At 42.1% G+C, this 25,677-nt stretch carries 22 protein-coding genes and 1 pseudogene; 7 read left to right on the top strand and 16 right to left on the bottom strand.

Translation table 11 applies throughout. The annotated features are described in order from the left end of the window. Nucleotides 1-31: 31 nt before the first annotated feature. On the bottom strand, nucleotides 32-1,219 hold the full coding sequence (locus F6J90_RS14735) for a transposase (protein ID WP_293094574.1): 1,188 nt from the start codon (nucleotides 1,217-1,219) through the stop codon (nucleotides 32-34). Between the two features lie 258 nt (nucleotides 1,220-1,477). Here F6J90_RS14735 and tnpA point away from each other — a divergent pair. After that, a pseudogene (gene tnpA, locus F6J90_RS14730) lies at nucleotides 1,478-1,880 on the top strand (IS200/IS605 family transposase). Between the two features lie 119 nt (nucleotides 1,881-1,999). Here tnpA and F6J90_RS14725 read toward each other — a convergent pair. Next, nucleotides 2,000-2,959, bottom strand: a complete 960-nt coding sequence (locus tag F6J90_RS14725) for a sulfotransferase domain-containing protein (protein ID WP_293094571.1) — start codon at nucleotides 2,957-2,959, stop codon at nucleotides 2,000-2,002. A 388-nt stretch (nucleotides 2,960-3,347) separates the two neighbouring features. On the opposite strand from F6J90_RS14725, the gene F6J90_RS14720 reads away from it, so the two are divergent. After that, entirely contained in the window at nucleotides 3,348-4,529 is a 1,182-nt protein-coding gene (locus F6J90_RS14720) for a glycosyltransferase family 4 protein (protein WP_293094568.1), read from the top strand. Here the strand turns inward: F6J90_RS14720 and F6J90_RS14715 are convergent. After that, on the bottom strand, nucleotides 4,433-4,699 hold the full coding sequence (locus tag F6J90_RS14715) for a hypothetical protein (RefSeq protein WP_293094565.1): 267 nt from the start codon (nucleotides 4,697-4,699) through the stop codon (nucleotides 4,433-4,435). The genes F6J90_RS14720 and F6J90_RS14715 overlap by 97 nt on opposite strands. 337 nt (nucleotides 4,700-5,036) lie before the next feature. Here F6J90_RS14715 and F6J90_RS14710 point away from each other — a divergent pair, with 337 nt between their 5' ends. Then, nucleotides 5,037-5,291 (top strand): hypothetical protein, encoded by a 255-nt coding sequence (locus F6J90_RS14710; protein WP_293094563.1) that lies wholly within the window; start codon nucleotides 5,037-5,039, stop codon nucleotides 5,289-5,291. 4 nt (nucleotides 5,292-5,295) lie between these two features. On the opposite strand, the gene F6J90_RS14705 is transcribed toward F6J90_RS14710, so the two are convergent. The 3 genes from F6J90_RS14705 to F6J90_RS14695 are packed head-to-tail and all read right to left on the bottom strand — an operon-like array spanning nucleotide 5,296 to nucleotide 6,990. Further along, nucleotides 5,296-5,667: a hypothetical protein gene (locus F6J90_RS14705; protein WP_293094561.1), complete on the bottom strand. Its 372-nt coding sequence runs from the start codon at nucleotides 5,665-5,667 to the stop codon at nucleotides 5,296-5,298. 7 nt (nucleotides 5,668-5,674) lie between these two features. Beyond that, nucleotides 5,675-5,938, bottom strand: coding sequence for a hypothetical protein (locus tag F6J90_RS14700; RefSeq protein ID WP_293094558.1), 264 nt, complete (start codon nucleotides 5,936-5,938; stop codon nucleotides 5,675-5,677). Nucleotides 5,939-5,976: 38 nt separating this feature from the next. Next, entirely contained in the window at nucleotides 5,977-6,990 is a 1,014-nt protein-coding gene (locus tag F6J90_RS14695) for a glycosyltransferase (RefSeq protein ID WP_293094555.1), read from the bottom strand. 492 nt (nucleotides 6,991-7,482) lie between these two features. Here F6J90_RS14695 and F6J90_RS14690 point away from each other — a divergent pair, with 492 nt between their 5' ends. Continuing rightward, entirely contained in the window at nucleotides 7,483-8,961 is a 1,479-nt protein-coding gene (locus tag F6J90_RS14690) for a transposase (RefSeq protein ID WP_293094552.1), read from the top strand. A gap of 756 nt (nucleotides 8,962-9,717) precedes the next feature. Here the strand turns inward: F6J90_RS14690 and F6J90_RS14685 are convergent. The 3 genes from F6J90_RS14685 to hpsE all read right to left on the bottom strand — a co-directional run bounded on the left by F6J90_RS14685 (nucleotide 9,718) and on the right by hpsE (nucleotide 12,005). After that, complete coding sequence (locus F6J90_RS14685; protein WP_293094549.1) at nucleotides 9,718-10,716, bottom strand: glycosyltransferase family 2 protein; 999 nt, start codon at nucleotides 10,714-10,716, stop codon at nucleotides 9,718-9,720. Then, nucleotides 10,685-10,873, bottom strand: coding sequence for a hypothetical protein (locus tag F6J90_RS14680; protein WP_293094546.1), 189 nt, complete (start codon nucleotides 10,871-10,873; stop codon nucleotides 10,685-10,687). Before F6J90_RS14680 ends, F6J90_RS14685 begins: the two co-directional genes overlap by 32 nt. 94 nt (nucleotides 10,874-10,967) lie before the next feature. Next, a complete protein-coding gene (hpsE, locus tag F6J90_RS14675; protein ID WP_293094543.1) occupies nucleotides 10,968-12,005 on the bottom strand; it encodes a hormogonium polysaccharide biosynthesis glycosyltransferase HpsE in 1,038 nt (345 codons plus the stop codon). Nucleotides 12,006-12,532: 527 nt separating this feature from the next. Here hpsE and F6J90_RS14670 point away from each other — a divergent pair. Next, nucleotides 12,533-14,095 carry an MBOAT family protein gene (locus F6J90_RS14670; protein WP_293094540.1) on the top strand — a complete coding sequence of 521 codons (1,563 nt, stop codon included), beginning with the start codon at nucleotides 12,533-12,535 and terminating at the stop codon, nucleotides 14,093-14,095. 286 nt (nucleotides 14,096-14,381) lie between these two features. Here the strand turns inward: F6J90_RS14670 and clpB are convergent, their stop codons facing one another. The 4 genes from clpB to F6J90_RS14650 form a co-directional block, all read right to left on the bottom strand. After that, a complete protein-coding gene (gene clpB, locus F6J90_RS14665; protein ID WP_293094537.1) occupies nucleotides 14,382-17,054 on the bottom strand; it encodes an ATP-dependent chaperone ClpB in 2,673 nt (890 codons plus the stop codon). Nucleotides 17,055-17,365: 311 nt separating this feature from the next. Then, complete coding sequence (locus tag F6J90_RS14660; protein ID WP_293094534.1) at nucleotides 17,366-17,704, bottom strand: helix-turn-helix domain-containing protein; 339 nt, start codon at nucleotides 17,702-17,704, stop codon at nucleotides 17,366-17,368. Nucleotides 17,705-18,178: 474 nt separating this feature from the next. After that, nucleotides 18,179-18,661, bottom strand: a complete 483-nt coding sequence (locus F6J90_RS14655; RefSeq protein ID WP_293094531.1) for a hypothetical protein — start codon at nucleotides 18,659-18,661, stop codon at nucleotides 18,179-18,181. A 255-nt stretch (nucleotides 18,662-18,916) separates the two neighbouring features. Next, nucleotides 18,917-20,287 carry a transposase gene (locus tag F6J90_RS14650; RefSeq protein WP_293094529.1) on the bottom strand — a complete coding sequence of 457 codons (1,371 nt, stop codon included), beginning with the start codon at nucleotides 20,285-20,287 and terminating at the stop codon, nucleotides 18,917-18,919. Nucleotides 20,288-20,363: 76 nt separating this feature from the next. Here F6J90_RS14650 and F6J90_RS14645 point away from each other — a divergent pair, with 76 nt between their 5' ends. Further along, a complete protein-coding gene (locus tag F6J90_RS14645) occupies nucleotides 20,364-20,927 on the top strand; it encodes an anthrone oxygenase family protein (RefSeq protein WP_293094526.1) in 564 nt (187 codons plus the stop codon). A gap of 290 nt (nucleotides 20,928-21,217) precedes the next feature. Here F6J90_RS14645 and F6J90_RS14640 read toward each other — a convergent pair whose 3' ends face one another. After that, complete coding sequence (locus F6J90_RS14640; RefSeq protein WP_293094523.1) at nucleotides 21,218-22,267, bottom strand: ParA family protein; 1,050 nt, start codon at nucleotides 22,265-22,267, stop codon at nucleotides 21,218-21,220. Nucleotides 22,268-23,263: 996 nt separating this feature from the next. Then, nucleotides 23,264-23,425, bottom strand: coding sequence for a hypothetical protein (locus F6J90_RS14635; protein ID WP_293094520.1), 162 nt, complete (start codon nucleotides 23,423-23,425; stop codon nucleotides 23,264-23,266). 79 nt (nucleotides 23,426-23,504) lie between these two features. Between F6J90_RS14635 and F6J90_RS14630 the strand changes: the two genes are divergently transcribed. Next, nucleotides 23,505-23,795 (top strand): hypothetical protein, encoded by a 291-nt coding sequence (locus F6J90_RS14630; RefSeq protein ID WP_293094517.1) that lies wholly within the window; start codon nucleotides 23,505-23,507, stop codon nucleotides 23,793-23,795. A 28-nt stretch (nucleotides 23,796-23,823) separates the two neighbouring features. Here F6J90_RS14630 and F6J90_RS14625 read toward each other — a convergent pair whose 3' ends face one another. Continuing rightward, on the bottom strand, nucleotides 23,824-25,530 hold the full coding sequence (locus tag F6J90_RS14625; RefSeq protein ID WP_293094514.1) for a glycosyltransferase family 39 protein: 1,707 nt from the start codon (nucleotides 25,528-25,530) through the stop codon (nucleotides 23,824-23,826). Nucleotides 25,531-25,677: the final 147 nt, after the last annotated feature.

The following is a 25,677-nucleotide window of genomic DNA, read 5'->3' as shown; positions in this document are numbered from 1 at the left end:
TACACTAGTTTAGTCTAGTCTGTTGACATACTCACCGCCCTGGAAGGGCAGTGATTCTTGACACCTCATCGGAATGTGCTGCCGAAACAGTCTTACCTTTCCTCCTTGTCCGTTTATAGTCGTGCCGATGCCCCATGCCGACTTTTTCTATGTTTTTGGCAGCATTTTTATCTCTGTCTTGCTGTGTTCCACAATTCAGGCAAAGTACTGAACGAATAGACAGATCGAGTTTACCCCATTTAAACCCACAATCTGAACAAATTTGACTGGTAGGCTCCCATCGACTTATGACCCGAAAATCTCTGCCATATTTGTCTGACTTCGCATCACAGAGCGCCCTAAATTCTGCCCATCCCTGTTGACTGATGGCTCGTGCAAGTTTACGGTTTTTAACCATTCCCGACACATTTAAATCTTCCAAAACGATAGTTTGGTTTTCGCTAACTATTTGGGTTGATAGTTTGTGCAGAAAATCTTGACGCTTATTCGCTATTTTGAGGTTGAGTTTAGCGATATGATGGCGAGTTCGCTGTTTTCGGTTTGACCCTTTAGGCTGCTTAGCAAATTTTCGTTGTTTTTTCCGTAGCTTTCGATCTAGCTTGGAATAATCAGGGCTTTTAGCCTCACTGCCATTACTCATCACAGCAAAAGTCTTGATACCTATATCAATACCGATGCTTTGGTTCTTGGCATCAACTTGAATAGGCTCAATTTCTACTACAAAACTTAAAAAGTAATTGCCAGCACAGTCTTTGATAATGGTTACAGAACTAGGGTTTGAGGGTAGGTCTCTAGACCAAATTGGTTTGACTGTTCCAATTTTGGCCAAATATACCTTATCTCCTTGAACAGAAAAACCCCTGCGAGTTAACCGTGCTGATTGTTTATTAGAACGTTTCTTGAATCGTGGAGGTTTGACTTTTCTTCCTTTCCTTTTCTCATTCCGAGAATCAAAAAAGTTTTTAAAAGCAACTCCTAGATTGGCTACAGACTGCTGTAAGGGGACAACGGAAACCTCTGATAACCATTGTCTTTCTTCAGTTTTTTTGGCCTGAGTGATGACTAGCTTCTGTAGTTCTCCTGACTTGAGAACTTTTTCAGATTTTTTGCAAATAGCCAGAGCATCGTTCCAAACGACCCGGACGCAGCCAAATAATTTGGCCAAATCCTTCTTCTGTTGGTCTGTTGGATAGAAACGATACTGGTACCTGGCCTTCATTCTAGTCCTCCCAGTAGGTCTGTACTATGATTATATTGTAGAGACGAAACCAATGGGAGGGTCGCCTTATTACAAAAACCTTAACTTTTTATGCATAACCCTCTAACTATAAAGGCTCCACAAGGCGAGCTGAGTCCTTGAAGAAGGTAGCCTTATTACATAATTTTTTACCCTTTATCGCATAACCCTCTAACTATAAAGGCTACCTTCTTCTACGGAAACTTCTAACCCTTACGGGAACTTCAAAGCCTACAAGATTTGACAATGACTTTCCGGAAAGAACGACACAGTATCACAAAGAGCGCAAATACATTTAGTGTGTGTAACCAAGTATCGACAACAGGTATTGACCTCAATGAGCCTCCAAACCATTGAAGACTCTTTTAGAGAGGTAGCAAAAAAGATGAATTTTAAAATTAAGGAGTTTAAGGTCGAATCTGATCACGTCCACGCATTAATCGAGTATCCTCCAAAACTATCGATATCTCAAATAGTTAACAGTCTGAAAGGAGTATCAAGTCGCAGATATGGGCAAAAAGGATACCTAAAACCTAATGGGAAAACTGCACTATGGAGTCCTAGCTATTTGGCGGCATCCGTTGGGGGTGCCCCTATTGAAAAGCTAAAAGAATATATCAGCAATCAAAGAAAGCCGTCCTAGAAGGACGGGGCTTCAGACCCAAAATTTTGGTGCATAAGCCCACTTGCCTTGAGTGCGATTGACCATAGGTCACGCTACGCGATCGCTAAACACCCCACACCTGATCGCCCACAACACCTTCAGGGTTTATACTGGTAAAAATACGATAAATGTTCCTCCATTTGGTGATTCAGATAATCAATATCCTCTTGATTTAAATATTCAGTAAATCCTCCCACTTTTCCTTTACGAGTTTTGTAAGACTCTTGATCTTGCTGGTCAGTTGGAGTCAAGCGATCGGATTTAAATGTCCGGTTTTGTTCCATTTTTCGCATATTATTAAAGGAGGCAAAGTTAACAGCTTCTTCAATTACTTCATCCGGAACTGATTTAACCCCTAAAAACTTTAAAACGCGCTTCAGTTCTTTTTGGGGATTTGTTTGGATATCTTCATAGCGCACCAGCAAAAATTTTTTCGGTAGATGGCGATTAGCTTCCCATATATTGTAATACCTAATCAAGGTATCAAAACTCCCCACTGACTCATGGATGAAGCTAGGCAAATCCCCTTCATAGGGTTTAATTCGTTCAGCATACTGCTTCAGAGAGTCTACTTGCTGCATGATGTGAGCATAGTGTCCCACCCGTTTAGTATGTTCAAAGTAGATAGATACTACTACATCCCTAGGGTCTCGGACTAATAGAATTACTTTAGCATTTTTATAGTTGGCCTTACTTTGAACAAGTTCATCAGGCTTTTTCCATTCTGGTTCATCATCATGAATAACTCGAATTTTTGGGACATCAGGGTGCAATGGTGCTAAAGTTTCCAACTCCAATATTCTCTCCATAATTTTGGGGTCATTTAGCTCTAAATGCTTTTCTAGGACCCGTCCAATCATCAATCTGAGCCAGGTTCGTCCAGATTTAGGAAATGAAATCAGATAGGCATCCACTGACCGTTGATCATACCAACGCACTAGACTAGTGATTAGAGGCTTTTGAGCCATTCGTCCTAGGAATGTTCCTAGTTGTCGTTTTCCTTCTGGTGGTAGTTTACTCTTGACAAAAGACCAAGCACCAACAAGGATTGATCTCACTAAAATTGCGTTAAGTATCATAATTATTCTATGTGAATTGTAGATGTCTAAAAAAGGTAACAGGGAGTAGGGAGCAGGGAGTAGGGAGTAGGGAGTAGGGAGTAGGGAGTAGGGAACTTCGGAATTGCCAAAAAATCCTGTTTACGTCATTACTATAAAAAACGCTATTTTAACAAAAAAACCAAAGTGATCAATTCCCTATTCCCTGAGCGCAGCGCTATACAATTTAACTATATACCCAAGATCAATAAATCCGCTATAGCAATTCTCAGACTCATGAGATACACACAATTTACCACTCCACCCTCCCTACTCCCTACTCCCTACTCCCTGCTCCCTAAAACCCAAGACGAAAGTACCTCACCCATATTGATAACTGCTATATACCATGACTAAAGTTTTTCTAATCTGTTCTGGTCTGGGTCAGATCCAGCGGGGCTATGAATCGTTTGCCCAAGAGTGCTTTGCGGCTTTATCTCAGGAATCGTCTCTTGATATCACCCTTTTTAAAGGAGGAGGTAAGTCTGAGGAAAAAATGATTACATTATTGAATCTACCACGGTATAGTTGGATGGCAGGTCAACTGGGACGATTGGTTAAGCAATTAAGTGAATTTTTCAAAAAAGGTGACTATTTTGTCAGACAAGAAGGCTACTTTATTGAACAAGCATCATTTACCTTAAGTTTATTATCACATATATATCGTGAAAGTCCAGAGGTAATTTACTTTAGTGATGATGGGTTAGGCTATCTACTGTGGCACTGGCGGCGTTTGACAAAACAGAATTATAAGCTGCTTTTCCGTAATGGAGGAGCGTTATCCCCTCCTTTTTCCCGTTGGGATCATGTACAGCAGTTAACACCAATTCACTTTAAACAGGCGTTAACTTATGGAGAGCCTGCTGAGAAGCAAAGTCTACTTCCCTCTGGATTCTTTATCCCTGCCAAATTACAGATACTTTCACTAGTAGAGCGAGAGGCTTTACGAGAGAAATTAGGACTACCGAAACAGCAACCGTTAATTCTTTCTGTGGCAGCGATTAACAAATCTCACAAACGCATGGACTACATTATTCATGAAGTAGCGAGTTTGCCAAAACCTAGACCATTCCTATTATTATTAGGTCAACAGGATGCTGAATCACCGGAAATTATTCAGCTTGGCCAAGAGCTATTAGGGGTTGATCAGTTTCAAGTGCGAACTGTTGCTCGTGAGCAAGTAACGGATTACTATCAGGTTGCTGATATTTTCGTCTTAGCTTCTCTCCATGAAGGATTACCACGAGTAATTGTCGAGGCGATGTCCCATGGTTTACCTTGTCTCGCTCATGATTATGAAATTACTCACTTTGTTTTAAGCAATGAAGGATATTTCGCTAATTTTGAATTAACCGGAAGTTTAGCTACTTTAATTACTCAAGTATTGAGTGAAGGGTATAACGAAAGTAAGCGTGAAAATTGTCATCGCAGGGTCTATGAAAGGTTTAGTTGGCAGGAGTTATCGACCGCGTATGTTGATATGATTGAACGTTGTAGATTAATAGGAAAGGGAGTAGGGAGTAGGGAGTAGGGAGTAGGGAGCAGGGAGTAGGGAATAGGGAATAGGGAATAGGGAATAGGGAATAGGGAGTAGGGAGTCGGGAGTCGGGAGTCGGGAGTCGGGAAATTCTGATTTTTAAGATTTACTGTTGTCGAGGCTTTCGGTAATATTACTCCGAAAAAAAACGCGATGCTCAGCAAAGAGCCGCTACGCGAACGCTAACCTATTGTTACAATTTTATTCACCGATTTTTTTGGTAACATTTATCCTAAAAAAACGCGATTATATCAAATAGACCCTACGCGATAACTTCCGATATTTTCCCGATTCCCGATTCCCGATTCCCGATTCCCGATTCCCGATTCCCGATTCCCGATTCCCGATTCTCAATTCCCAATTCTCAATTCTCAATTCCCAATTCTCAATTCCCTCGTTTGCTTTAAATTACCCCTCAAAAAAAAAATTATAAAAACCCTTGACAAATTTATTTATAATCATTATGATTATGTTTATAAAGCTAAAAACATTTTTTAGACTATGCATCACAATTTTCTGCCAAATTCAGACAATAATCCAGAGGATATCACTGGGAAGATTACTCCTCAGGAGTTTTCCGAAAAAGAATTCCTTGTTCCGTATATTCTGAAGGGAACTCGCCAGCAAATAAGCCATACAATGCATATCCTTAATGCCATGGGCTATGCAAAGCTTACAGAATGGAGTCCTCTTCAACCCACTGGAATTCCAGGGCAATTTATTACGATGATGAGGAGATACTGGATTTGGCGTTAATACCTTAAATTTCTGGGGGGGTTTCCCCCCCGGACAAAGGCTCCGGTCTGTTCGCGTAGCGAACAGATTGGTAAGAAAATTGAGTGCATAAGCGAAAATTCCTAGCCGTGGAAAGTATTTCTGCGGCTATTTTTTTTAGGTTGAAGGTTAGCAGGTTGAAGGTTAGCAGGTTTAAGGTTAGCAGGTTTAAGGTTAGTAGGTTTAAGGTTAGTAGGTTTAAGGTTAGGATGTTGAAGGTTAGCAGGTTGAAGGTTAGCAGGTTTAAGGTTAGCAGGTTGAAGGTTAGTAGGTTTAAGGTTAGCAGGTTGAAGGTTAGGATGTTGAAGGTTAGCAGGTTTAAGGTTAGTAAGTTGAAGGTTAGCAGGTTTATTAGCATTCAGCTATCAGCCAAAGACCCTTGGCCTTCGGCTGATAGCTGATAGCTGATGGCTGATAGCTGATAGCTGATAGCTGATGGCTGATAGCTGATAGCTGATAGCTGATGGCTGATAGCTGATGGCTGATAACTGATAGCTGATAGCTGATAGCTGATGGCTGATAGCTGATAGCTGATAGCTGATAGCTGATAGCTGAATGCTTACATTATCCTTAATAAAAATCTGCCCCATCTCCCCACACTCCCCGCGCCCCCGCCCCACACTCCCCACACTTCCCCTTCTTTTTTACAAATATGAGATGCACCCGTCTAAGGTTCTGTTCGTAGGTATCCGAGAATAGTGATAGTATTAAACAATCTTGGAAATCGATTCAGTAATGCGGTAGACTGAGGAGGAGGTAATATAAGTAATAGGATAATTTTAAGCAATACTTTTAAGGTAACCTTTGCCAGTAATAAAGTTGGATCATGTCTGAGGGCATGGCAAAGAAATCGGAGAGCGGCTAGGGTTCTGTGTCGTTCTGGAAATGATTCAAAAGCCTTGAAAATTAGGTACTTATACAGGTTAGCAAGGCTGTGCTTTTTCAGATATTGTAGAGAATCAGGAGCAGCAGCAAAGGCTCGTTCAATCACTTCTAAGCAACCTGCTTCCATCTTGGCAGTATCAGAAGAGGCTGAATTAGCAGAGACTCGATATAAAATGTGTGGGTATGGTACAGCTACAAAGGGATAACGAGCTGCGAGCCGCAGCCACATATTCCAATCTTCTGCCTGGGTCAGGGACTCATCAAATTGACCAACTGTGTTGAATGCTTTCTTACGAATCAGGACGTTAGAACCATTTTCCAAAAAATCCGTTAGCAACAGCTGAGGATAAACATTACCATTGAGAGTGATATGGTTACCCCGGCGCAAAAACTGACCTGATTCATCGATATAATCTGTCCAACTATAGGCAACGGCGGCTTGGGGGTTTGCTTGTAAAGCGTTTAACTGGAACTCTAATTTATCCGGATGCCAGAGATCATCGGCATCTAGGAAAGCAATATAGTCCCCTGAAGCATGGGATAGTCCACGATTACGGGCTCGGTTGACGCCAGCATTGGGATAGGAAAAAATTTTTAATCGATGGCCTTTCGGCCACGCTACGCGAACATCTTTGATGCTAGAAATTATTTGCCCTGTCGAGTCTTGGGAGCCATCATCAATGACAAGTATTTCAAAATCCGTAAATGTCTGATTTAAAACAGATTGAATAGTCTGTTTGATAGTTTTTTCGTCATTATAAACCGGTATAATTATAGATATTAAGCTGGTCTTCATTTAAATTTCATGGTTCTGACAGCAAGGGAGCAGGGAGCAGGGAGTAGGGAGTAGGGAGTAGGGAGTAGGGAGTAGTAAAAAATCCTGTGTACCTCATAAGTATGAAAAATCCTATATTGACTAGACATATCCATAATACCATAAAATCCTACCAGAACATCCTGAAACGTGAGAGCCCTGCGTCTTTAGACCGGGGGTGAAACGGAGAGACGGGGTTTACCCCCTTAAAGTGTCCCTTTAGTCTTTATTCATTTGAGATCTAATCCAATTCTCTACAAACTCTCCGACACTGGTATTTGACTCTTTAGCTGATAATTGAAGCCATTTCCATGCTGCCCTAGTCAGCCAAACTGTATGAGGTTTTTTAAGTTCCTCATGATGTACGGGTACTCCCCTCATTCTTTTTTTTGTTTTATGTCCATTTGTTGTTGACATATTCAGAAGCGGCCTCTATACTAAAAGTACTCTAGTAAAGTATAATAGTAACGGTAAATGTACAAGACTGTCCCAGTTAGAGCTAACTTTTCAGACGAAGAGAAAGTTTTCTGGGAATTTCAGTTTCAACAAGCAAACAACCTGTTTAACTCTGCTGTTTATTATTCAAGACAAAAACACTATGACTGGTTAAAACAACAACCAGAAGCTTATACAACCTATTGGAAGGATGATTTACTGCGACAAGGTTGGAAAGCTTACAAATGTAGTATCAAGTACGCTGAACTTTGCAAAGAGTTAAAGGAAAATCCTAACTATAAGGCAATGGCCGCTCAGTCGGCGCAACAAACTCTTAAGACTGTGGCTGAATCAATCACAAGCTATAACCAGTTAGTGAGCTTGTATTACAAGGGTCAAGTAGATAAACCAAAACTTCTTAGATACCGGAAGAAGGGTGGGCTAACTGCTGTTACTTTTCCAAAACAAGCTCTCACCTATAAGAATGGATTGTTTCACCCGTCAATAAGTAAAGAAAGTAAAACTGAACTACTTACTGAAATCACTTTAGAGGCTCCGGATTTTATAGATCCAGACTGGGTAAGAGAGGTCACTGTTCGCCCATGCTATGGACAATTATGGATTGACTGGGTGATTGACGACGGTAAGCAGCCAGTGAAAGATAATCCCCATTTAGACTATTCCCAGGCTTGGAGTTTTGACCATGGTGGAACCAACTGGTTGACTGGGGTATCAACTCAAGGGAAAAGTCTGATTATTGATGGCCGTAAACTTAAGTCTATGAACCAGGGGTATGCTAGGTTAGTAGCAAAACACAAAGCTGGAAAGCCAGATTTTTACTGGGACAGCAATCTTGATAGGGTTCAACGTAAACGCAATAATCAGATGCGAGATGGTATTAACAAGGCGGCTAGATTTATTATTAATCGTTGTCTTAACGAACGCATTGGAAATTTAATAATTGGCTGGAACGATAAACATAAAAGTGGTTCCAATATGGGGAAACGGGGCAATCAAAATTTCGTAGTTATCCCAACAAAGAGATTAATTAATAGGCTTGAACAACTCTGTTATGAATACGGTATCAAATTAACAGTAACAGAAGAAGCTTATACGAGTAAAGCGTCTTTCTTGGATGAGGATTCATTACCTAAACACGGTGAAAAACCCAGTGGATGGAGACCTTCCGGTAAAAGAGTAAGACGTGGATTATATAAGTCAGCAAAAGGACACCTGGTTAATGCGGACTGCAACGGTGCCGCAAACATTGCCAGGAAAGTAGCTGCACAGTTAGGTCTAGATCTAACCAAGGCAGGTAGGGGAGCCTTGACACTCCCACATCGATTTGATTTGTTCACATCCCTGTCCAAATCCTATCGAATAAGCTGTGTTCGCGAAGCGTCGCCTTCGGCGATAGCGGTACGGGTTCACCCTACCGCTTCACATCCTTATAGAATCCCCCATGCTTTAGCCGGGGGAGATGTCAATTGGGATTATATTCAAAAACATCCTAAATAAACAAAAAGGTTATTAGTAATTGGTAAGCATTCAGCTATCAGCTATCAGCTAATGCGCGTAGCGCAATCGGTGCTTTTAGGTGCGACCCGAAGGTGCGACCCAAGGGCGATTTACTCCCCCTAGGAAGCGCGCACCTATAGCGAATTTAGTTCGCCAACGGAAAGCGCACCTTTGAATAAAATAAGCATCTCAAGTAGCGTGGCCACGCTACGGGAATGGCTGACGGCTGACGGCTGAATGCTTACAGTAATTGATTGTGAGCAATTAAAAAAAAATGATAAAACAAGGAAAGCTTCTGGCTCAAAAAAAACAATAATAGAACGAAAAAAATAAAATTATAATTATTAAAGCAGGAGGGAAAAATAATCATAAATTATCTGAATAAATTATCTGAATAATAACAAATTATTTTGGGTCTTCATTAACTTTTATGCTAAAGTTCCAGTTAAAAAACTCAGAAAGCTTACTATACAAGCGATGCAGCGCGGTCTTGGGTAGGCAATACCGCGCTGCATCGCTAAAAATGTGCCAATAATGTCATTAAAATCTGACGAATTAGTCGGGTTCAATCAACTGAAATGACTAACAATTCGTGATTCGGCCTTCGAGGATGGTTAGATAAATTTGGCCAAAATCCTGACTATTCGTCCAAAAGTCTGCTCATCTCCCCATCTCCCCACCCCTGGTTGACTGACTTTTTTCAGTCAACCAGCCCCATCCCTGAGGCGGGTGGGGAGGTTCAATGGAGATGTCTACTTAGTTCTGTAGTTTAATTCTGTAGTTCATTAGCCCCTTAATAGTTTCTTCTGGAGCATTTTGCTGCTTCAAATAGGTTTTGAGAGTTGTTTCAGTTTTACTCTTGAGTAAAAAATCACTCACTAACAGCTTAATAACTTGCCTAACATATAACATAGCATACCTCCAGAAAGGGACATGTTGTGAGTCCTGATCAATTAGATTGACCATATGCCAGATATTATAATTTGACTTTAAATTAGTGAATCCTTTCAAAATCTTTAGTCTTTTGGCTGTATTCGGTTGGAGATACCATTGTAGTAAAGGGGGCATATAACGAATCAAGTCATTTAAATTATAATCAGTAGTGGCTTGGAGTTTACTTGACAAAATCACGTTAAATCCTGATTTATTAGCACGACTAACAAACTCAAAGTCACCGCCGTAATGCCGGAATCTATCAGCATCTGGAAACCCAATTTTATCGACGACTACTCTGGGGATGATAGCTATATTACCATTTAGGGTATCGACTGACCTAGCCTCTGCTGTAGCAAAATAATCCATACTCCGAATTGGCTGTTTTTTATCCATGCCACTGAACACAATCCAATCGGAATAGGTTTTATCCCGGACAATCCCCCCAACAATTGTATTATTGTACAGTGGAGACTGACAACTATCAATCAGGTTGTTAAGGAAATTGTCTGACAGAGAGATATCATCATTTAGCCACACTAGGTAATCCGAGTCTAATTTATCTATGGCATAGTTCATCCCCAGACAAATCCCACCTGTCCACCAAAGATTGCCATCTCCTTCAATTAAGTAAACATTGGGAAATTGACGTCTAATCATGTCTCTGGTGCCATCTGTGGAACCATCATCTACTATGATGACTGAAATGACTGAGGTATTATCAGTATTTACTTTAGGAAGTTGCTGAAAAATTTGACTCAGAATAGTCTGAGTATAGTGTTGCCTATTTCTAACTGGAATAATTAAGGATATTTGGGTCATGATAGGAAAGGGAATAGGGAATAGGGGATAGGGAATAGGGAATAGGGAGTAGGGAGTAGGGAGTAGGGAGTAGGGAGTAGGGAGTAGGGAGTAGGGAGTAGGGAGTAGGGAGTAGGGAGTAGGGAGTAGGGAGTAGGGAGTAGGGAGTAGGGAGCAAAAAAAATAAGTTTTGGAATTAATTAATATTCAAATTTATTTTCTAAATTAAATACCTATTCAAAAAAGTGTTATAATAATATTATTTACGTTAATTATTTGTCCCTGTTCCCTGCTCCCTGTTCCCTGCTCCCTGCTCCCTGCTCCCTGCTCCCTGTTCCCTGTTCCCTGTTCCCTGTTCCCTTATTTTGTAAAAGCTTTCTAATAGCAAAAAATGGACTGATCAAACTGCCCCAGAAGAATTCTAGTTGAAAGGCGGCAATGAGATTAGTTTTAAATTGTCCTCGATACTTAAGGAAATGTAGGATAAATCGGCGCAAATTTCCCAATAAGGTTTTGGTAATTACTATAGGCTTTTGCCAAAAGGTAGCATTAATCAGGCGGAGCTGACATGTGGCCAAACCACAGCCACGAGCGAGAGTGAGTAAGTAATCTCTCTGAAGACGCCACTGGGGAATCTGATGATAGCTATGCATGGCTGGGTTATACCAAATTTCCCAACCTGCTTTGTACATATACAGCAATGGCTCATAATCATCCCCCTGGACGAATAATCCGGGCAGTTTGCCTGTCAAACTGGGACGAGGTGGCACACTATCGAGCCAAGCTTGTCTACGAACGACTAAGCTTGCCCCTGGGGGTAGCCTGATTTCCTCGGGTTGAAAGGGATGGGGGTTTGGTCCATGTTCCCGAATTGCGAGAAATTGCTTGATGGGATCAAAATTTTCTGGGGGTTCGACTTCAAACTCACCGTGAATTTGACCACTGTAGGCTCCTGCCTTAGGATACTCTTGACCAAAGTCATAGGCTTCAGCAATCCAGTTGGGATCAGGTAAGTTGTCATCATCTAAAAAACCGATTAATTCACCTTTAGCCTCCTGGACAGCTCGCAACCTGGCAAATGCTGATCCTTGTTCGAGTTCAAAACAATATCTTAAGGGCACAGATAAATCCCAATTGCTTTGATAGTCTTGAATAACCTGGGCAGTATCATCGCTACTATTGTTGTCAACCACAATAATTTCCCAACTGATGGGGTTGAGGGAAATTTGCGATCGCAGTCGTTCGAGCAGTAATGGTAAACGCTTCGCCCCATTATAGGTCGGAATCGCTACAGTAAAGTCAACAGCCATAGAACTAGCTCATCTAGCTTTGTTAGTAAATCACCACAATTTTGCCAAATTGGCTCAACTAATAGAAGCATAATTTGATATCCTGAGATATCCTGATTGGTGATTTGAGATTGATGGAGAGAACCTCCTTCACCCACTCAATCATAATTATGATAAAATCAACAACTGTATTTTCCTGGAATTCAAGGGCGATCCCATTGGCCAGCATGGGTGAACTTACCCATATAACTTGTGGTCTAGACAAGGTAAGGGAGATGCAGGGTGTTTACAAATTATTTTCCCTTACCTAAAAACCTTTGAGATGGACGTCATTGACTAGAACCATTGACTAGGACAAGGTAAGGGACATGCAGGGTGTTTATAAAATTATTTTCCCTTACCCAAAAATTTTTTGAGTGTTGACCGTTGACTCTTTAGTGTTGACTGTTGAGTGTTTCGTTTTGACTATTTAGTGTTAACTATTCACTATGGACTGTTAACAAACAGCAATATTCCTAGCATTTCCTACTTACCGAGAGTCATCTACCGTGTTATTCAACTCATACGCTTTCATCTTCGGCTTTCTTCCCATTACCCTGCTGGTTTTTTTTGGCTTAAGTCGCTTCCGTGTGGTTAAAGCCACGTGGGTATGGATGACGTTAGCATCCCTATTTTTTTATGGTTATTGGAAAATTGCTTATCTACCTCTGTTGCTAATTTCAATTAGTGGTAACTATGTCATTGGTAAACAAATAGAGAAGCTAGTAATTCTGTTAGACGAAGGAAGTGGAGACGATAATGCGGCTCCTGATAAACCCGATAAAATCTCAAGCCTAGTTTCAAAAGTAGTTAGTTATAAACAGCAAACTAAACTCCTGCTTTGGATAGGTATTGGCTTTAACTTAGGGATTTTGGGCTATTTCAAATATGCTAATTTTTTCGTAGATTCATTAAACCACTTTTTAGGCACAAGTATCACTATTCCTACCATCTTACTCCCCTTAGCCATTTCCTTTTATAGCTTTACCCAAATTGCCTATATTGTTGATGCTTATCGTGGGGAAACGAAAAAGTGTAGGTATAATTTTATGACCTATAGCCTGTTTGTGTCTTTCTTTCCCCAACTGATAGCCGGTCCAATTCTCCGTTACGATGAACTATTGCCCCAGTTTGAGAAGTTACGCAATAGCCTGTTTTCCTGGAAAAATATGGGAATGGGGCTGAGCCTCTTTATCCTAGGTTTAGGTAAAAAAGTTGCGATCGCAGATAATCTATCTCCCTGGGTAGCCACTATTTTTAACAATAGTGACCAACTCAGCTTTGTAGAAGCCTGGGTTGGGGCATTGAGTTATACCTTTCAACTGTATTTCGATTTTTCCGGCTACTCTGACATGGCAATTGGCTTAGGATTAATCACGAATATCCAGCTACCGATTAACTTTAATTCCCCCTACAAAGCGACATCTATCAGTGACTTTTGGCGACGTTGGCACATTACCTTATCCAATTTTCTCCGGGATTACCTCTATATTCCTCTTGGTGGTAATCGTCGCGGTCGTCTACGTCAATATGGTAACTTATTAGCCACAATGCTTCTAGGAGGATTGTGGCATGGTGCTGGCTGGACATTTGTGATTTGGGGGGGACTCCATGGCTTATTTTTGGTAATTAATCATAGCTGGCGGCAAATGAAGCTATCCATGCCGAAAATTCTAGCCTGGATGCTGACATTTTTAGCAGTCGTAAGTACGTGGGTATTGTTTCGGGCAACTAGTATTAGTGATGGTCTAGGAATATTACAGGCAATGGTAGGACTCAAGGGCGTTATCTTGCCTACTACTTATCAAAATACCTTGGGTTGGTTAACCCCCTTAGGCATCCAATTTCAGGAGTGGCAAGAGATGAAACTTCTTCTGCCACCTATAGGGTTAGAAAAGACCTTCATGGTACTATTCGGACTAATCCTAGGGGTTACCTTTTTGCCTAATACCCAGCAAATCATGAAACACTTCAAACCTAGCTGGTACTGGGCAACAGGTATTGGCTTAATCGCTACATTTTGCCTACTATCTCTTAACCGAGTTTCTGAATTTCTTTACTTCCAGTTTTAAAGGTGTGGGGAGATGGGGAGATGGGGAGATGGGGAGAGGGGGGAGTGTGGGAAGTGTGGGAAGTGTGGGAAGTGTGGGAAGTGTGGGAAGTGTGGGGAGTCAGATCAGCAACGGTTGTGTCCCCCCCTTAATAAGGGGGGTTAGGGGGGATCCCTAGTTTCCACGGAGCTTTGAAAGTGCAGATGCCGGTAACTCAAACTCTTCCCCCTGTTCCCTATTCCCTGCTCCCTGCTCCCTGTTCCCTGTTCCCTTCTTTTGAGAATTAAAGTTTAAGGGTTTGTCTAATCTAACTAACAGCTGGAACAACTGATTCACTAGGTGTTACTGGTTTAGTGGGTGCTTTATTACTAAATGTCAGCCCTTGCTCTCCACAATCAATGAAAATGGTATCCCCTTCGATAAACATATTTTCTAAAATCTTAGTAGCAATGGGATTTTCTAACTCCCGCTGAATTGCCCGCTTCAAGGGACGAGCACCATAGACGGGATCATATCCAGCGTCGGTCAGATAATCCTGAGCTTGCTCGGACATTTCCAGGGTAATCTTTTGCTCTGCCAACAGACGCTCAATCCGTTTGAGTTGAATCCCGACAATCTTGCGCAATTCATCCCGGGTTAGGGTATGGAATATGATCACATCATCGACCCGGTTGACAAATTCTGGGCGAAAATGCGATCGCAAAGACTCTGTCACTCGTTTGCGCATTTCCTCATACTGGGAATCATCCCCAGCTACTCCCAAAATATGCTCACTGCCAATATTGCTGGTCATGACAATAATGGTATTCCGGAAATCCACGGTTCTGCCTTGGGAGTCGGTAATTCGTCCGTCGTCAAGTACCTGTAACAAAATGTTAAATACATCCCGGTGTGCTTTTTCCACCTCATCGAGCAATACTACTGAGTAAGGACGCCTACGCACGGACTCTGACAGTTGTCCTCCTTCTTCATACCCTACATATCCTGGTGGGGCACCTACTAACCGAGAAACTGCGTGTTTCTCCATATACTCGGACATATCAATCCGCACCAGAGCTTCTTCACTGTCAAACAGAAACTGCGCCAGTGCTCTAGCTAATTCGGTTTTACCGACCCCAGTTGGTCCCATAAACAAGAAGGAACCAATGGGACGCCCGGGATCTTTCATCCCTGCTCTAGCACGACGAATGGCAGCAGCTACAGCGGAAACGGCTTCTGTTTGCCCAATCACCCGTTTATGTAAATGTCCTTCGAGCTGTAACAACTTCTGGCGCTCTGATTCCAGCAATCGTTTCAGGGGAATACCGGTCCATTTTGCCACAATTTCGGCAATATCGGATTCACTGACTTGTTCTCGCAACAGAGCAGTACCCCGGGATTGCAGTTCCAACATCATACTTTCTTTGGCTTCCCGGTCCCGCTGTAAAGCCTCTAATTTGCCATATTTTAGCTGAGCTGCCTTATTCAGGTCATAATTCCGTTCTGCCTGTTCCACTTGTACCCTTAAGTGTTCTTCTTCCTCTTTTAAGGCACTGATGTCTTGTAACAGTTGCTTTTCCGATTGCCATTGTTGATTGAGTTGTTCCTGTTTTGCCCGTAAAACCACAATTTCCTTTTCAATACGCTCTAACCGTTCCTGGGCAGAACTATAGGTAGCGGTAGTGGCACTGGTTCGCTTATCTTCCCCTTCTAGAGATAACTTTTCCATTTCCAGCTGCATCAGCCTGCGGTCAGTCGCTTCCAATTCCACTGGCTTGGAGGTAATTTCCATTTTGATTTTGGCTGCGGCCTCATCCACCAAATCAATGGCTTTATCGGGTAAAAATCGGTCAGTAATGTAGCGCTGGGATAAGGTAGCTGCTGCTACCAAGGCTGAGTCGGTTATATTAACCCCGTGATGGACTTCATAGCGTTCTTTGAGTCCCCGCAAAATCGAAATGGTGTCTTCTACAGTTGGTTGCTTAACATAGACTTGCTGAAACCTACGTTCTAGAGCAGCATCCTTTTCAATATGCTTGCGGTACTCATCAAGGGTAGTTGCTCCAATACAACGCAATTCTCCCCGAGCTAGCATTGGTTTGAGTAAATTCCCTGCATCCATCGTGCCACCGCTAGCACCAGCTCCGACTACGGTGTGCAATTCATCGATAAACAGGACAATTTGACCATCTGAGTGGGTCACTTCCCTGAGTACAGCTCTAAGTCGGTCTTCAAATTCCCCCCGATATTTAGCACCTGCAATCAAGCTGCCCATATCTAAAGAAATCAGCTGGCGGTTTTTCAGGGATTCTGGGACATCCCCATTCACAATTCGTTGGGCTAGTCCTTCTGCGATCGCAGTTTTTCCTACCCCTGGCTCTCCAATCAACACGGGATTATTTTTCGACCGACGAGAGAGCACCTGAACCACCCGACGAATTTCTTCATCCCGACCAATCACTGGGTCAAGTTTTCCGGCTTGAGCGGCTTCGGTCAAATCCCGCCCGTATTTTTCCAAGGCTTCGTAACGGGATTCGGGATTTTGGTCTGTGACCTTTTGAGAGCCTCGGATTGCTTTAATGGCGGCTTCGAGCTTTGCCGCATCCTGGTTATGGGTTTTGAGCAAGCGGCGTCCTACCCGTTCATCCACCGCTAAACTCAGTAACAGATGTTCTACTGCAATATATTCATCCTGCAAAGCCTTGCGATAGGCTTCCGCATTATCGAGCATCACATCCAAACCACGACCCAGGTACAATTGGTCTAGGTTAGCGACTTTAGGTTGGCGGCTAGCAAAATTTTCCAGTTGTTGCTGAAACCGGTTAACATCAACAGTGATACGGGATAGAATCCGATTGGGTAGCCCATCTTGTTCCAACAATGCGATCGCAACGTGTTCGACTTCCAGCTGTTGATTTTTGCAGCGACGGGCGACATCTTGAGATTTAACAATCGCTTCCCAGGCTTTATCAGTAAACTTGTTGGCGTCAGTGGGCTGCATATCCTACAACAAATCTCGCTTTTTTACCATCTTATGCTGTGGTTAGTATAGCAATCCCTTTTACTCTCTATCCGGAAAGTCGGGTTTTAAATTAATCAACGGTAGATTTTGATTGGTAAGCATTCAGCTATCAGCCCTTAGCCGTCAGCTAATCAACGGTCGGTAGTAAACAAGCTGGGGGGTGCTGGTACGGCTGGTTAAAAATCCCTGCTCGTTTTACTCATCCGACCCCGTTGAGTTAAAGCGCCCGATAGCTGAACACGCACGCGTGCGCGTAGCGCTTAAGCTGATAACTGACGGCTTAATGCTTACTAATTTGCTCTGTATGCTTTCGGTGTCATGCCGGTAAATTCTCGAAACTTTTTGCTCAAATGGCTGTGGCTGTTGAAGCCACATTCTAAGGCAATGTCCACAATTAATCGGTCTTTTTGTTTCAACAACTGCTTCGCCCGTTCTACCCGTTGCTGGATCAAATATTGGTAGGGAGACATGCCAATTGACTGCTTAAATAGACGGCTGAAATGAAATTGGCTCATGTCTAGCAATCGAGCTAATTCTGCCAGTTTAATATCTCGATCTAAATTTGTATCAATGTAATCTATAATTTGCTGTAGTTGACGCAGGGGTAAGCCACCCTGGTAAATTGGCAACTGAGGTTTGGTAGCTGCGTGCTGCCTCAGTAAATTCACTGCCAAGACGTTAGCCAGAGAATCAATTTGACACTCCCCGCCCTGGAACGACGGGGATTCTTGCTTGGCCTATGGCCACGCTACGCGAACAACGGGGTGACTTGTTTAACCAGGCCGGAGCCAGGAAAAATAGAGGTCTCCTCTCCACAAGCGTATTTGGTCTATGACCTAGGTTTCGGTGTGCCCCACCGTACCTTTTCAAAATCTACTTAAATAGATACTTTTTTATCTAAATTTTTCATAGACGTTTAAGTCGTTAGACCAAATTACGCAATATGTATCTGAGACATATTTTTTACGTTGCCTACTTATGGTTAGATAGTATCTATTTAGTTGAAAAGTCTATTGTTTATTCTTTTATAATAGCACACCTGGTACAAATTATCAAGGGCATTGTTTTTTAAAAAAAGCCGTCGAACGAAGGACGGGGCGCGATTACCCATTTTTTTGGTAAAGTGTACTGCCATTAGATTCCTGTTGAAGTTCAGTCAGTAGCATGATTGCGATCGCTTCAATCTGTGGATTGCGAGTCCGAAATTCAGGCAGTAATTCTAGCCGATCGGGATTCTGTTCAAGGGTTTGGCTAGCTACGCTTTGAATAAACTGAGATTTAAGCCGAATCTGCAAGTAATTATCATCACTGTCCCACCGAGCAAAAAACGGTGTCTTGGCAGGGGTAATGGACATGTCTCCTTTTTTATACAGCCCTGTATAGGTTTTGCCTGCCTGAATTTGCAGCAAGCGAACGGGACGAGGAGCAAGGGAGATAGAAAGGGTATGTTCTTCATTGTAATGACAATTTCCCTCTCCAGCAGGATGTTGGAAGTGTTGGACTCGAATATTTTCCCAGCTTTGAGTTTGGCGAGACTTCTGGGATAAGCCATTGGTTTCAGGCTGTTGGATAGCAGGATTTTTCATAATCCAAGTCCAGTGCGTCTAGTTCTGATTATATTCAGGTTGGGGTAGTTTCCAGCAAAAACTTGAAAAGCGATCGCAAGATTGTGATAGTACCACAAGAACTAGATAGCTTAGCATCAATCGCCTTTCTAAGCTGTAAGGGTGATTGTTAAGCAGAAAGTATCAAGAACATGAATATACTTATTTTTGGATGAAGCTTCCCCCACCTGGCAAGCCGTTCGCGTAGCGTCGGGCTTGGCCCGAGGTGGGGGTGTCCTATGCTAATCTAAGACTATCCCTAGACCAAAGATCACATAGACAAGCCCAGCTTCTAGGCGGTCGTCCAGAACTTTTGCTGGAACGACCCTCGTTGTCATTTCTGCGAACGAGTTTAAGCACACCTCTAGCACCGATATTGTAAGCGCCGTTAAGGTCGGCATTGAACTGCTTACCTGAACAGAAAGTTGCTAGGGCATAATTCAACGAGTCACGTTTGACCTTGCCGGAACCATCAAAAGCGAGTTTAGATGTGTAAGCTGCTACAACCTCTATCACTTTACCACCTAATTCAGACCATTTCATCTCAGTAAAATCGCGAATTTTTGCCTTGAGCCATCCATGAAAGCGTTGACGGAGGTTAGACCGCTTACGTCCACCTTTTGGCTTCCATCCTTTAAGATTCTCAAATACAATCGCTTCCGAGTTAAATGTAAGCGCAATCTCAACAATTCGCTTAGAGACTACATGGCCAATTTGGTTATTGATTCTTTGGCATTTTTGATAGGTCAAAGAACAAAAACCTTTATGAAGTTTTCCTCCCTTACCCATGGTCAATGATGCCCGTACGGATACAGATTTTAGTCGCTTGTCCCGACGGTCTATGTCTCTCCCCGGATGGATAAACTTCCGGTGGATTACAGTGCCGCTGTGGGTTACAACCGCTATAGTCGCAGTAGTATTAATTCCTAGATCTACTGCTGTTACGTTAGCCTCTGGTTTCCGTTTTTCTGGTTTACAACTAAACGGGACTGACAGATGACAAGCCCTTTCATTGAAAATTAAAGACGGTGACAGCATTTTGTTGCTTGCCACTTGATGTCTTTCTCTTAACCCGGTAATTTGAACCGTAGTCCAAACCCAATCCGAGCCATTGAATACCTTAATTTCAAGCTGTTCGCGTAGCGTCGGCTTTGCCGAATCAAAACCGTGAAGTTTATAACATTGACCCTTGTATAAAGCTGGATAACAACCAGTATCAGTATTTAACTTTGGAGGACTAGCATTACGTCTTTTTCTAGCACCCGCTTGCCATTCGTTATACCGGGTCACATAGCTACTAACCTGACCGGCAGCAAACGCGATCGCAGCTCGACGGTAGTAGCTAGGAAATTTGTAGAAAGCTTGATTGAATTGAGGATATTTTATATTAGGACGTTTGGCTGTCTCATGCATTAAACGCTCCACAGCAGGAGTTAACTGATCTGCTGTCAAACAAGCTAACTCAGCCCAGTGGGTGTAAATGATGCCAATCAAAAAACGACAAGCACGGCGGTATACCTTAACCGTTTCCCCAAATAGTACTTTTTGTTCTGGAGTCGGGTTAAGTTGCCACTTATCGGTTCTTATAACTTTGGTCGGCGTTTTCACTGTTTGACAAGCTTAGTTACAATTAATATTTTAACTTACATAAAATAATACGACAATTGATGATTGCTGTTCCAACATGTTTGAATATTTTGATCAGCTTGAAACAGCGTGGACTAACCCCCACCTCGTTCAGGTGGGGGTTAGTCCACGGCTTGTTCAAAACTTTCGGTTTTCTCTAATGCTGTTGACTGCGATTGGCAGTGGTCTGGCTGCTGGCATCTTCTTCGCCTTTTCGACCTTTGTGATGAAGGCTTTGGCTCAGCAACCACCAGCACAGGGTATTGCCACCATGCAATCCATTAATATCACGGTGATCAATCCCTGGTTTATGATGGCATTTCTGGGAACCGCTGCTGCTTCCACATTGCTAACTATTTCGTTACTGCTGCAGTGGCATCAACCAGGTGCTGTCTATTGGTTGGCGGGTACTTTGCTTTATCTGATTGGCACAATCGGCGTGACCTTCGCGTGCAATATCCCGCTGAATGATGCCCTCGCAATCGTCACGCCAAATAGTACTGAAGCCACAACCCTATGGGCAAGATTCCTTACGGATTGGACATTTTGGAACCATGTTCGGACAGTAGCAGCATTTTTGGCAGCGATGCTGTTTACAATATCCCTTTGCGTTCGCTATTAGGGGGACTTAGACAAAAACAGAGTCCAAAATCACTTAAAACCTATACAGGAAAAGAGTTTTAGCTCAAATTAGTATCAATCAAGCTATACTTGTGGATCCAGATCTTTTTAGTTAATCGACCTCTTTTCCTTACCTGAACTCCTTTTCAGCACCTTTTGAGGCTAGAAAATGCTAAGTCCTACTACCGAAGTTGGTAGGGGTTCTACAGGGAGTGCTGAATGCTTACCCTTTAACTGAACCGTAAATTAAAACATACCCTTTCATTTTTATCATTAAAAAATAAGTTAATATTACAATCTGTCTACTAAATCTAAGATAACTTGTCTACATAAATCTCTTTGTTCTTTAGATACTTGAATTTTCTCGTCATAAACTTTGTAGCTCGCTTTAAGCATTTGACTTAGGGGTAAACCTTGATTTGCCGCTACAACGCCAGCGCTATTAAAATCTCTTAGTTCTATACTGTATTTTTCTTCAAATTGCTTTTGGTCTTCAATACTATTTGAACTATCCGAAAACCTATCAGGATTTTTAGTATATTCTTCAAACATTTTATTAATAGCTTTATTAGACAAGGCTTTAAAGGCGTGGGCTGCTCCTATTTTTTGAGTAAATCGATTCCCTAGTAAAAGAGCTATTTTTGGCCTTTCCAATAAATTCCAATTTACTTTTGATGCGAATGTATATTGTCCATAGACAGGATGTTCTTTTTCTGTTCCCCATATAAGGTTAAAAAGACCGGATATAGCATATATAGAAGAATCATCTGCATTAATCGGAACTATTAATTTCTCACCCCCTAGTATGGCAATTTGAGTGTAAATTGAAAAACTTGGATTGGTATCAATAAAGTATGTTGTTGGTTTATCATTAATCTGACGTTTAGTTAATTTTTCTATAATAGTATGAATCGAACGCCAAGGATTATCAGAGCCAGATATTGGAGTTGCATCAGCTCTCTCTGAAAGAAGCGGCGCTATTAATTCTAAGTTTCCATCCCCAGACATTAAATATATATTATCTGTAAGCTGCTCGTTTTTTTTATTTAGTTGTATTATATATTTACTTATCTCGTCAGTATTGTATTTCAAAACACAGTCTGTTAGATATCCTACAATTGTTTGGGGAGTATCTTTTGTGATTAATTCTTGTAATGATTCTTCTGCTTTATCTCCTCCACCCATTAGCATCATTGATGAGTTGGCTTGAGGACACATATCAATTACAACGACATTTCTATCTGGATTTTTTTCAGCATAGACTGAAGATATATGAAATGTTATAGTACTTTTACCAACTCCACCCTTATTGTTCCATATTACATAGCTTGTATTTTTCATAAAATTATTATCCTTTGATTAAAAAAAAAAGTAAATTAATATTTTTGATTTATTGGTAGTGGTAAAGATGTAGTGATTTTGCTACATTTTTACCACTACCGAAACCCTTAAGTTTTGGCTTGGTATCAACTTGTTTTATATCCTGCTCAGGGCAAACGCATCTTATTTTTGTACATGCTGGCGTGGTGAGTATTTCAGGGATCGATCCTTTTTTTTCAATTGATTAAATCCTGACTGGATAAGGGTTTTGGAATTTATATGCGTTTGCCCTGGTATCCTGCTTTCTTTTCGTGGTAGTTTTTCGTAATGTGATTTTTTTTCCTATGATATCATTCTATCTTAACTGGGACGTTTTGGGTATGGGGCAGGTAGCGTAAAGATATACACCTAACATGTATTATCTTGTCCTGTCAAGGATATCTGAGTAAATCAGTGCGGTATCTCTTTACAATTCAGTATTATTGATTGAGTATTGTCATTAATTTTAATAAGGTAACGCTTAATGGAAAGTCAGGTTTCCTTTCACTATAACTGTAACCTCTAGAGTAATGGTGATAACCCAAGCTTTTTACTTTGATGACACTCACCAGCTTAGGGTAAGCGCATCTTGTCAATAAACTGGGGGTACTTCTCAATAAATCCAGTCTTATTGTGCTTATCGGGACTTAGACAAAAACAGAGTCAAAAATGCCTTCAAACCTATACATGGAAAGAGTTTTAGCGCAACTGAGCATCAATCTAGCTATACTTATGGTTCCAGCTCTTTTTAGCTCATCGACCTCTTGTCCTTACCTGAACTCCTTTTCAGCCCCTTTTGAGCTTAGAAAATGTCTAAGTACCATTAGGCGGGCACTTCGTGCCATCCCCCGGTGCAATTATGGTAATGAGTAACCAAGGAACACTCCCCTATCGGATCAGTGTATCCTAATAAGATGGATGATAATAGCATTGGCTTGGAAGTAGGGATGTTCCCAGGTAAAATGTCAATACCCCTGATTATATGATCTCCGGATAATTACCCTGTCTTGATGCAGTCGCTTTGTAAAAATCTCCCCATCTCCCCATCTCCCCATCTCCCCATCTCCCCATCTCCCCATCTCCCCACCCTTCCCACACTTTTATGATGGGTATTCCACCGGAATTGATATTCTTTACCAACTTGCCCCCCTTGCGACTTGCTGGTATCTAGCGTCTAAAATAGAAGAAAGTAATCAATACTACAATATCCTCAAGAAACTTGACTACATCTGAGCCGCCAAAAAAATTAGTAATCAAAAAAATACCCCCGATTGAGCGCAAACCCCAAATCGCACTCAAGAGCGTAACTAATTCTGAGGGTGAAATTTTCCAGTGCCAAGACCAGATTAGAATAAAAGCGCCTTGGGGAAGTAGAGCTACTGCCGAGATTACAGTCTTGTATCAGGATGAGAGTGGCAATCCTTGGGCGCAATATAAGCCAAATGAATCTGACCCGAAGTGGGATTGGGAGGGAGGCTGTATCCGTGCAGAGCGACTGAGAAAAGCTTGAATCCCAGATCTATGACCGATTCGACCGCTCAGCTAGGATAAGGCTTCACCATCTTAGTCGCCCAATAAACATGGAAAACCTCTGTGACTGCTCCAGCCCGTCGAATCGGCACTGTCCCTATTTCCTGCATATCCTGAAAATAAGCTCGATAGCTATCTGTCAACTCTTGAAATCGCTCCAGAGTAACGTATAATCCATCTTTACCCAACCATTGCTCAGGCTGGAACCAGACCATAAAACCACGCATATCCTCTCCCAAGCAGGTAATTGGTGTAGAGGTGAGGGGACTAATCGCCATCGCTACTATCCCACTGATATAATACCCATTACTAAAAACAAAGCTAGACTTTTGTAATGCCTCACTCAGGACAGGAGACTCAGCAAATCCTTGTCGCAGTTGCTGAATATCAATCAGTTCTGTAGAGGGGTCATCCTTGGGAGAGACAAAACCCCCCAGTAAAGCATAGTGACCGGATTTTTGCAGTGTTCCTGTAGTGATATGCAGTAGCACAAACAATAATAAGCTAGCTATTGCTATGGCTGAACCCTTTAGCCATCGGTTAACCCAACGACGGGATGGCACTTTGTGCCCGCCTAAGGGCGAAGGCATTTGCCATTGTTGCGCCTGTTGCCCTAGTAGTAAGCTTATCCCCCAAAATCCTGGCATCGGCCAAGTGGGCAAAATTTGGTGATATCCTGCTAAGAGGGTAAAGCCTACAACTAGGGGTAGGGATACCCATAGGATCAATCTTGACTCCAATTTTGATGTCTTGCTATACCCGGTAAATTGAGCAAGTAGCGATCGCAAACTCACCCACCACATCGGCAATGCCATCGTAGGGAAAAGATAAGCTATCCCAGATAAAACTATCACTAATACATTTAGCCAATTGTAGCCCTGCTGAGGTACCTCTGGCTCTGGTTTAAAACGGGTGGATAAATGGAAAGTAAACGATATCCAATCATGCTGTATATTCCAGTACCAAATTGGAAAAATAGTTATGATAAATAAGATTAAACCTAGCCATGCCCAAGGTGACAATAATGCACAACGATGACGTGGACTCGTTAAGCAAAAACCAACTAATCCTAAGCCCAAAACAAAGCCATGATATTTACCTAAACAAGCTAAACCTACTAAAATACCTAGGAGTGCTAACCGATAGCTAGGTCGGTATGAACCATAAATAGGGGTTAGGGTGTGGGGTTTAGGGTGTGGAGTATTGTAATATAAACTATTGGGTTTACTAGATAATTTTTCCCTTGAATGTTTCCCTATTACGGGAAAAAATTCGTAAGCAGCACATAACAAACTAGCTGACCAGAAAAATATCAGGGGACTATCGGGTAGGGTAAGTACACCAAAGCCAATTTTAAAAATCGGAATAATGGTAGCGATCGCTAACGTCAATCGAGCTGCTTTGGTGTTAAATAGATGAGTGCTAGTCAGATACAGTAGCAATAAGCTACCTGTATACAAAATCAGGGGACCCAGACGAATGGTAAACTGGGAAACCTCTCCCGTTATCCAAGTACCAAAGCCAGTAGTCAGGGCAACTAAAACTGGGTGATCAAAATAACTCCAGTCTAGATGCAGGCTATAGACATAGTAATAGGCTTCATCAATACCAGGGTAAAACCAGAAAGCTATGATACACCGAAATACTAGCCCCCCTAGCAGCCAACCAAGTACAAATTGATGTTGAGACAACCTTTTCAGGGCGTTATGCATCATATATAGCAGTTTTCAATGGGGTGAGGTACAAATTACTGGCTTTTAGGGAGCAGGAATCCCCCGTAACCCCCCGCGCCTAAGGCAGGGCTGTTTCATTGTAAGCATTCAGTCGTCAGCGGTCAGCGGTCAGCGGTCAGCGGTCAGTGG

Source organism: Moorena sp. SIOASIH (assembly GCF_010671925.1).
Lineage (GTDB): Bacteria > Cyanobacteriota > Cyanobacteriia > Cyanobacteriales > Coleofasciculaceae > Moorena.
Note: the sequence above shows the minus strand (reverse complement) of the source record. Positions and strands in the feature narration are given on the sequence as shown.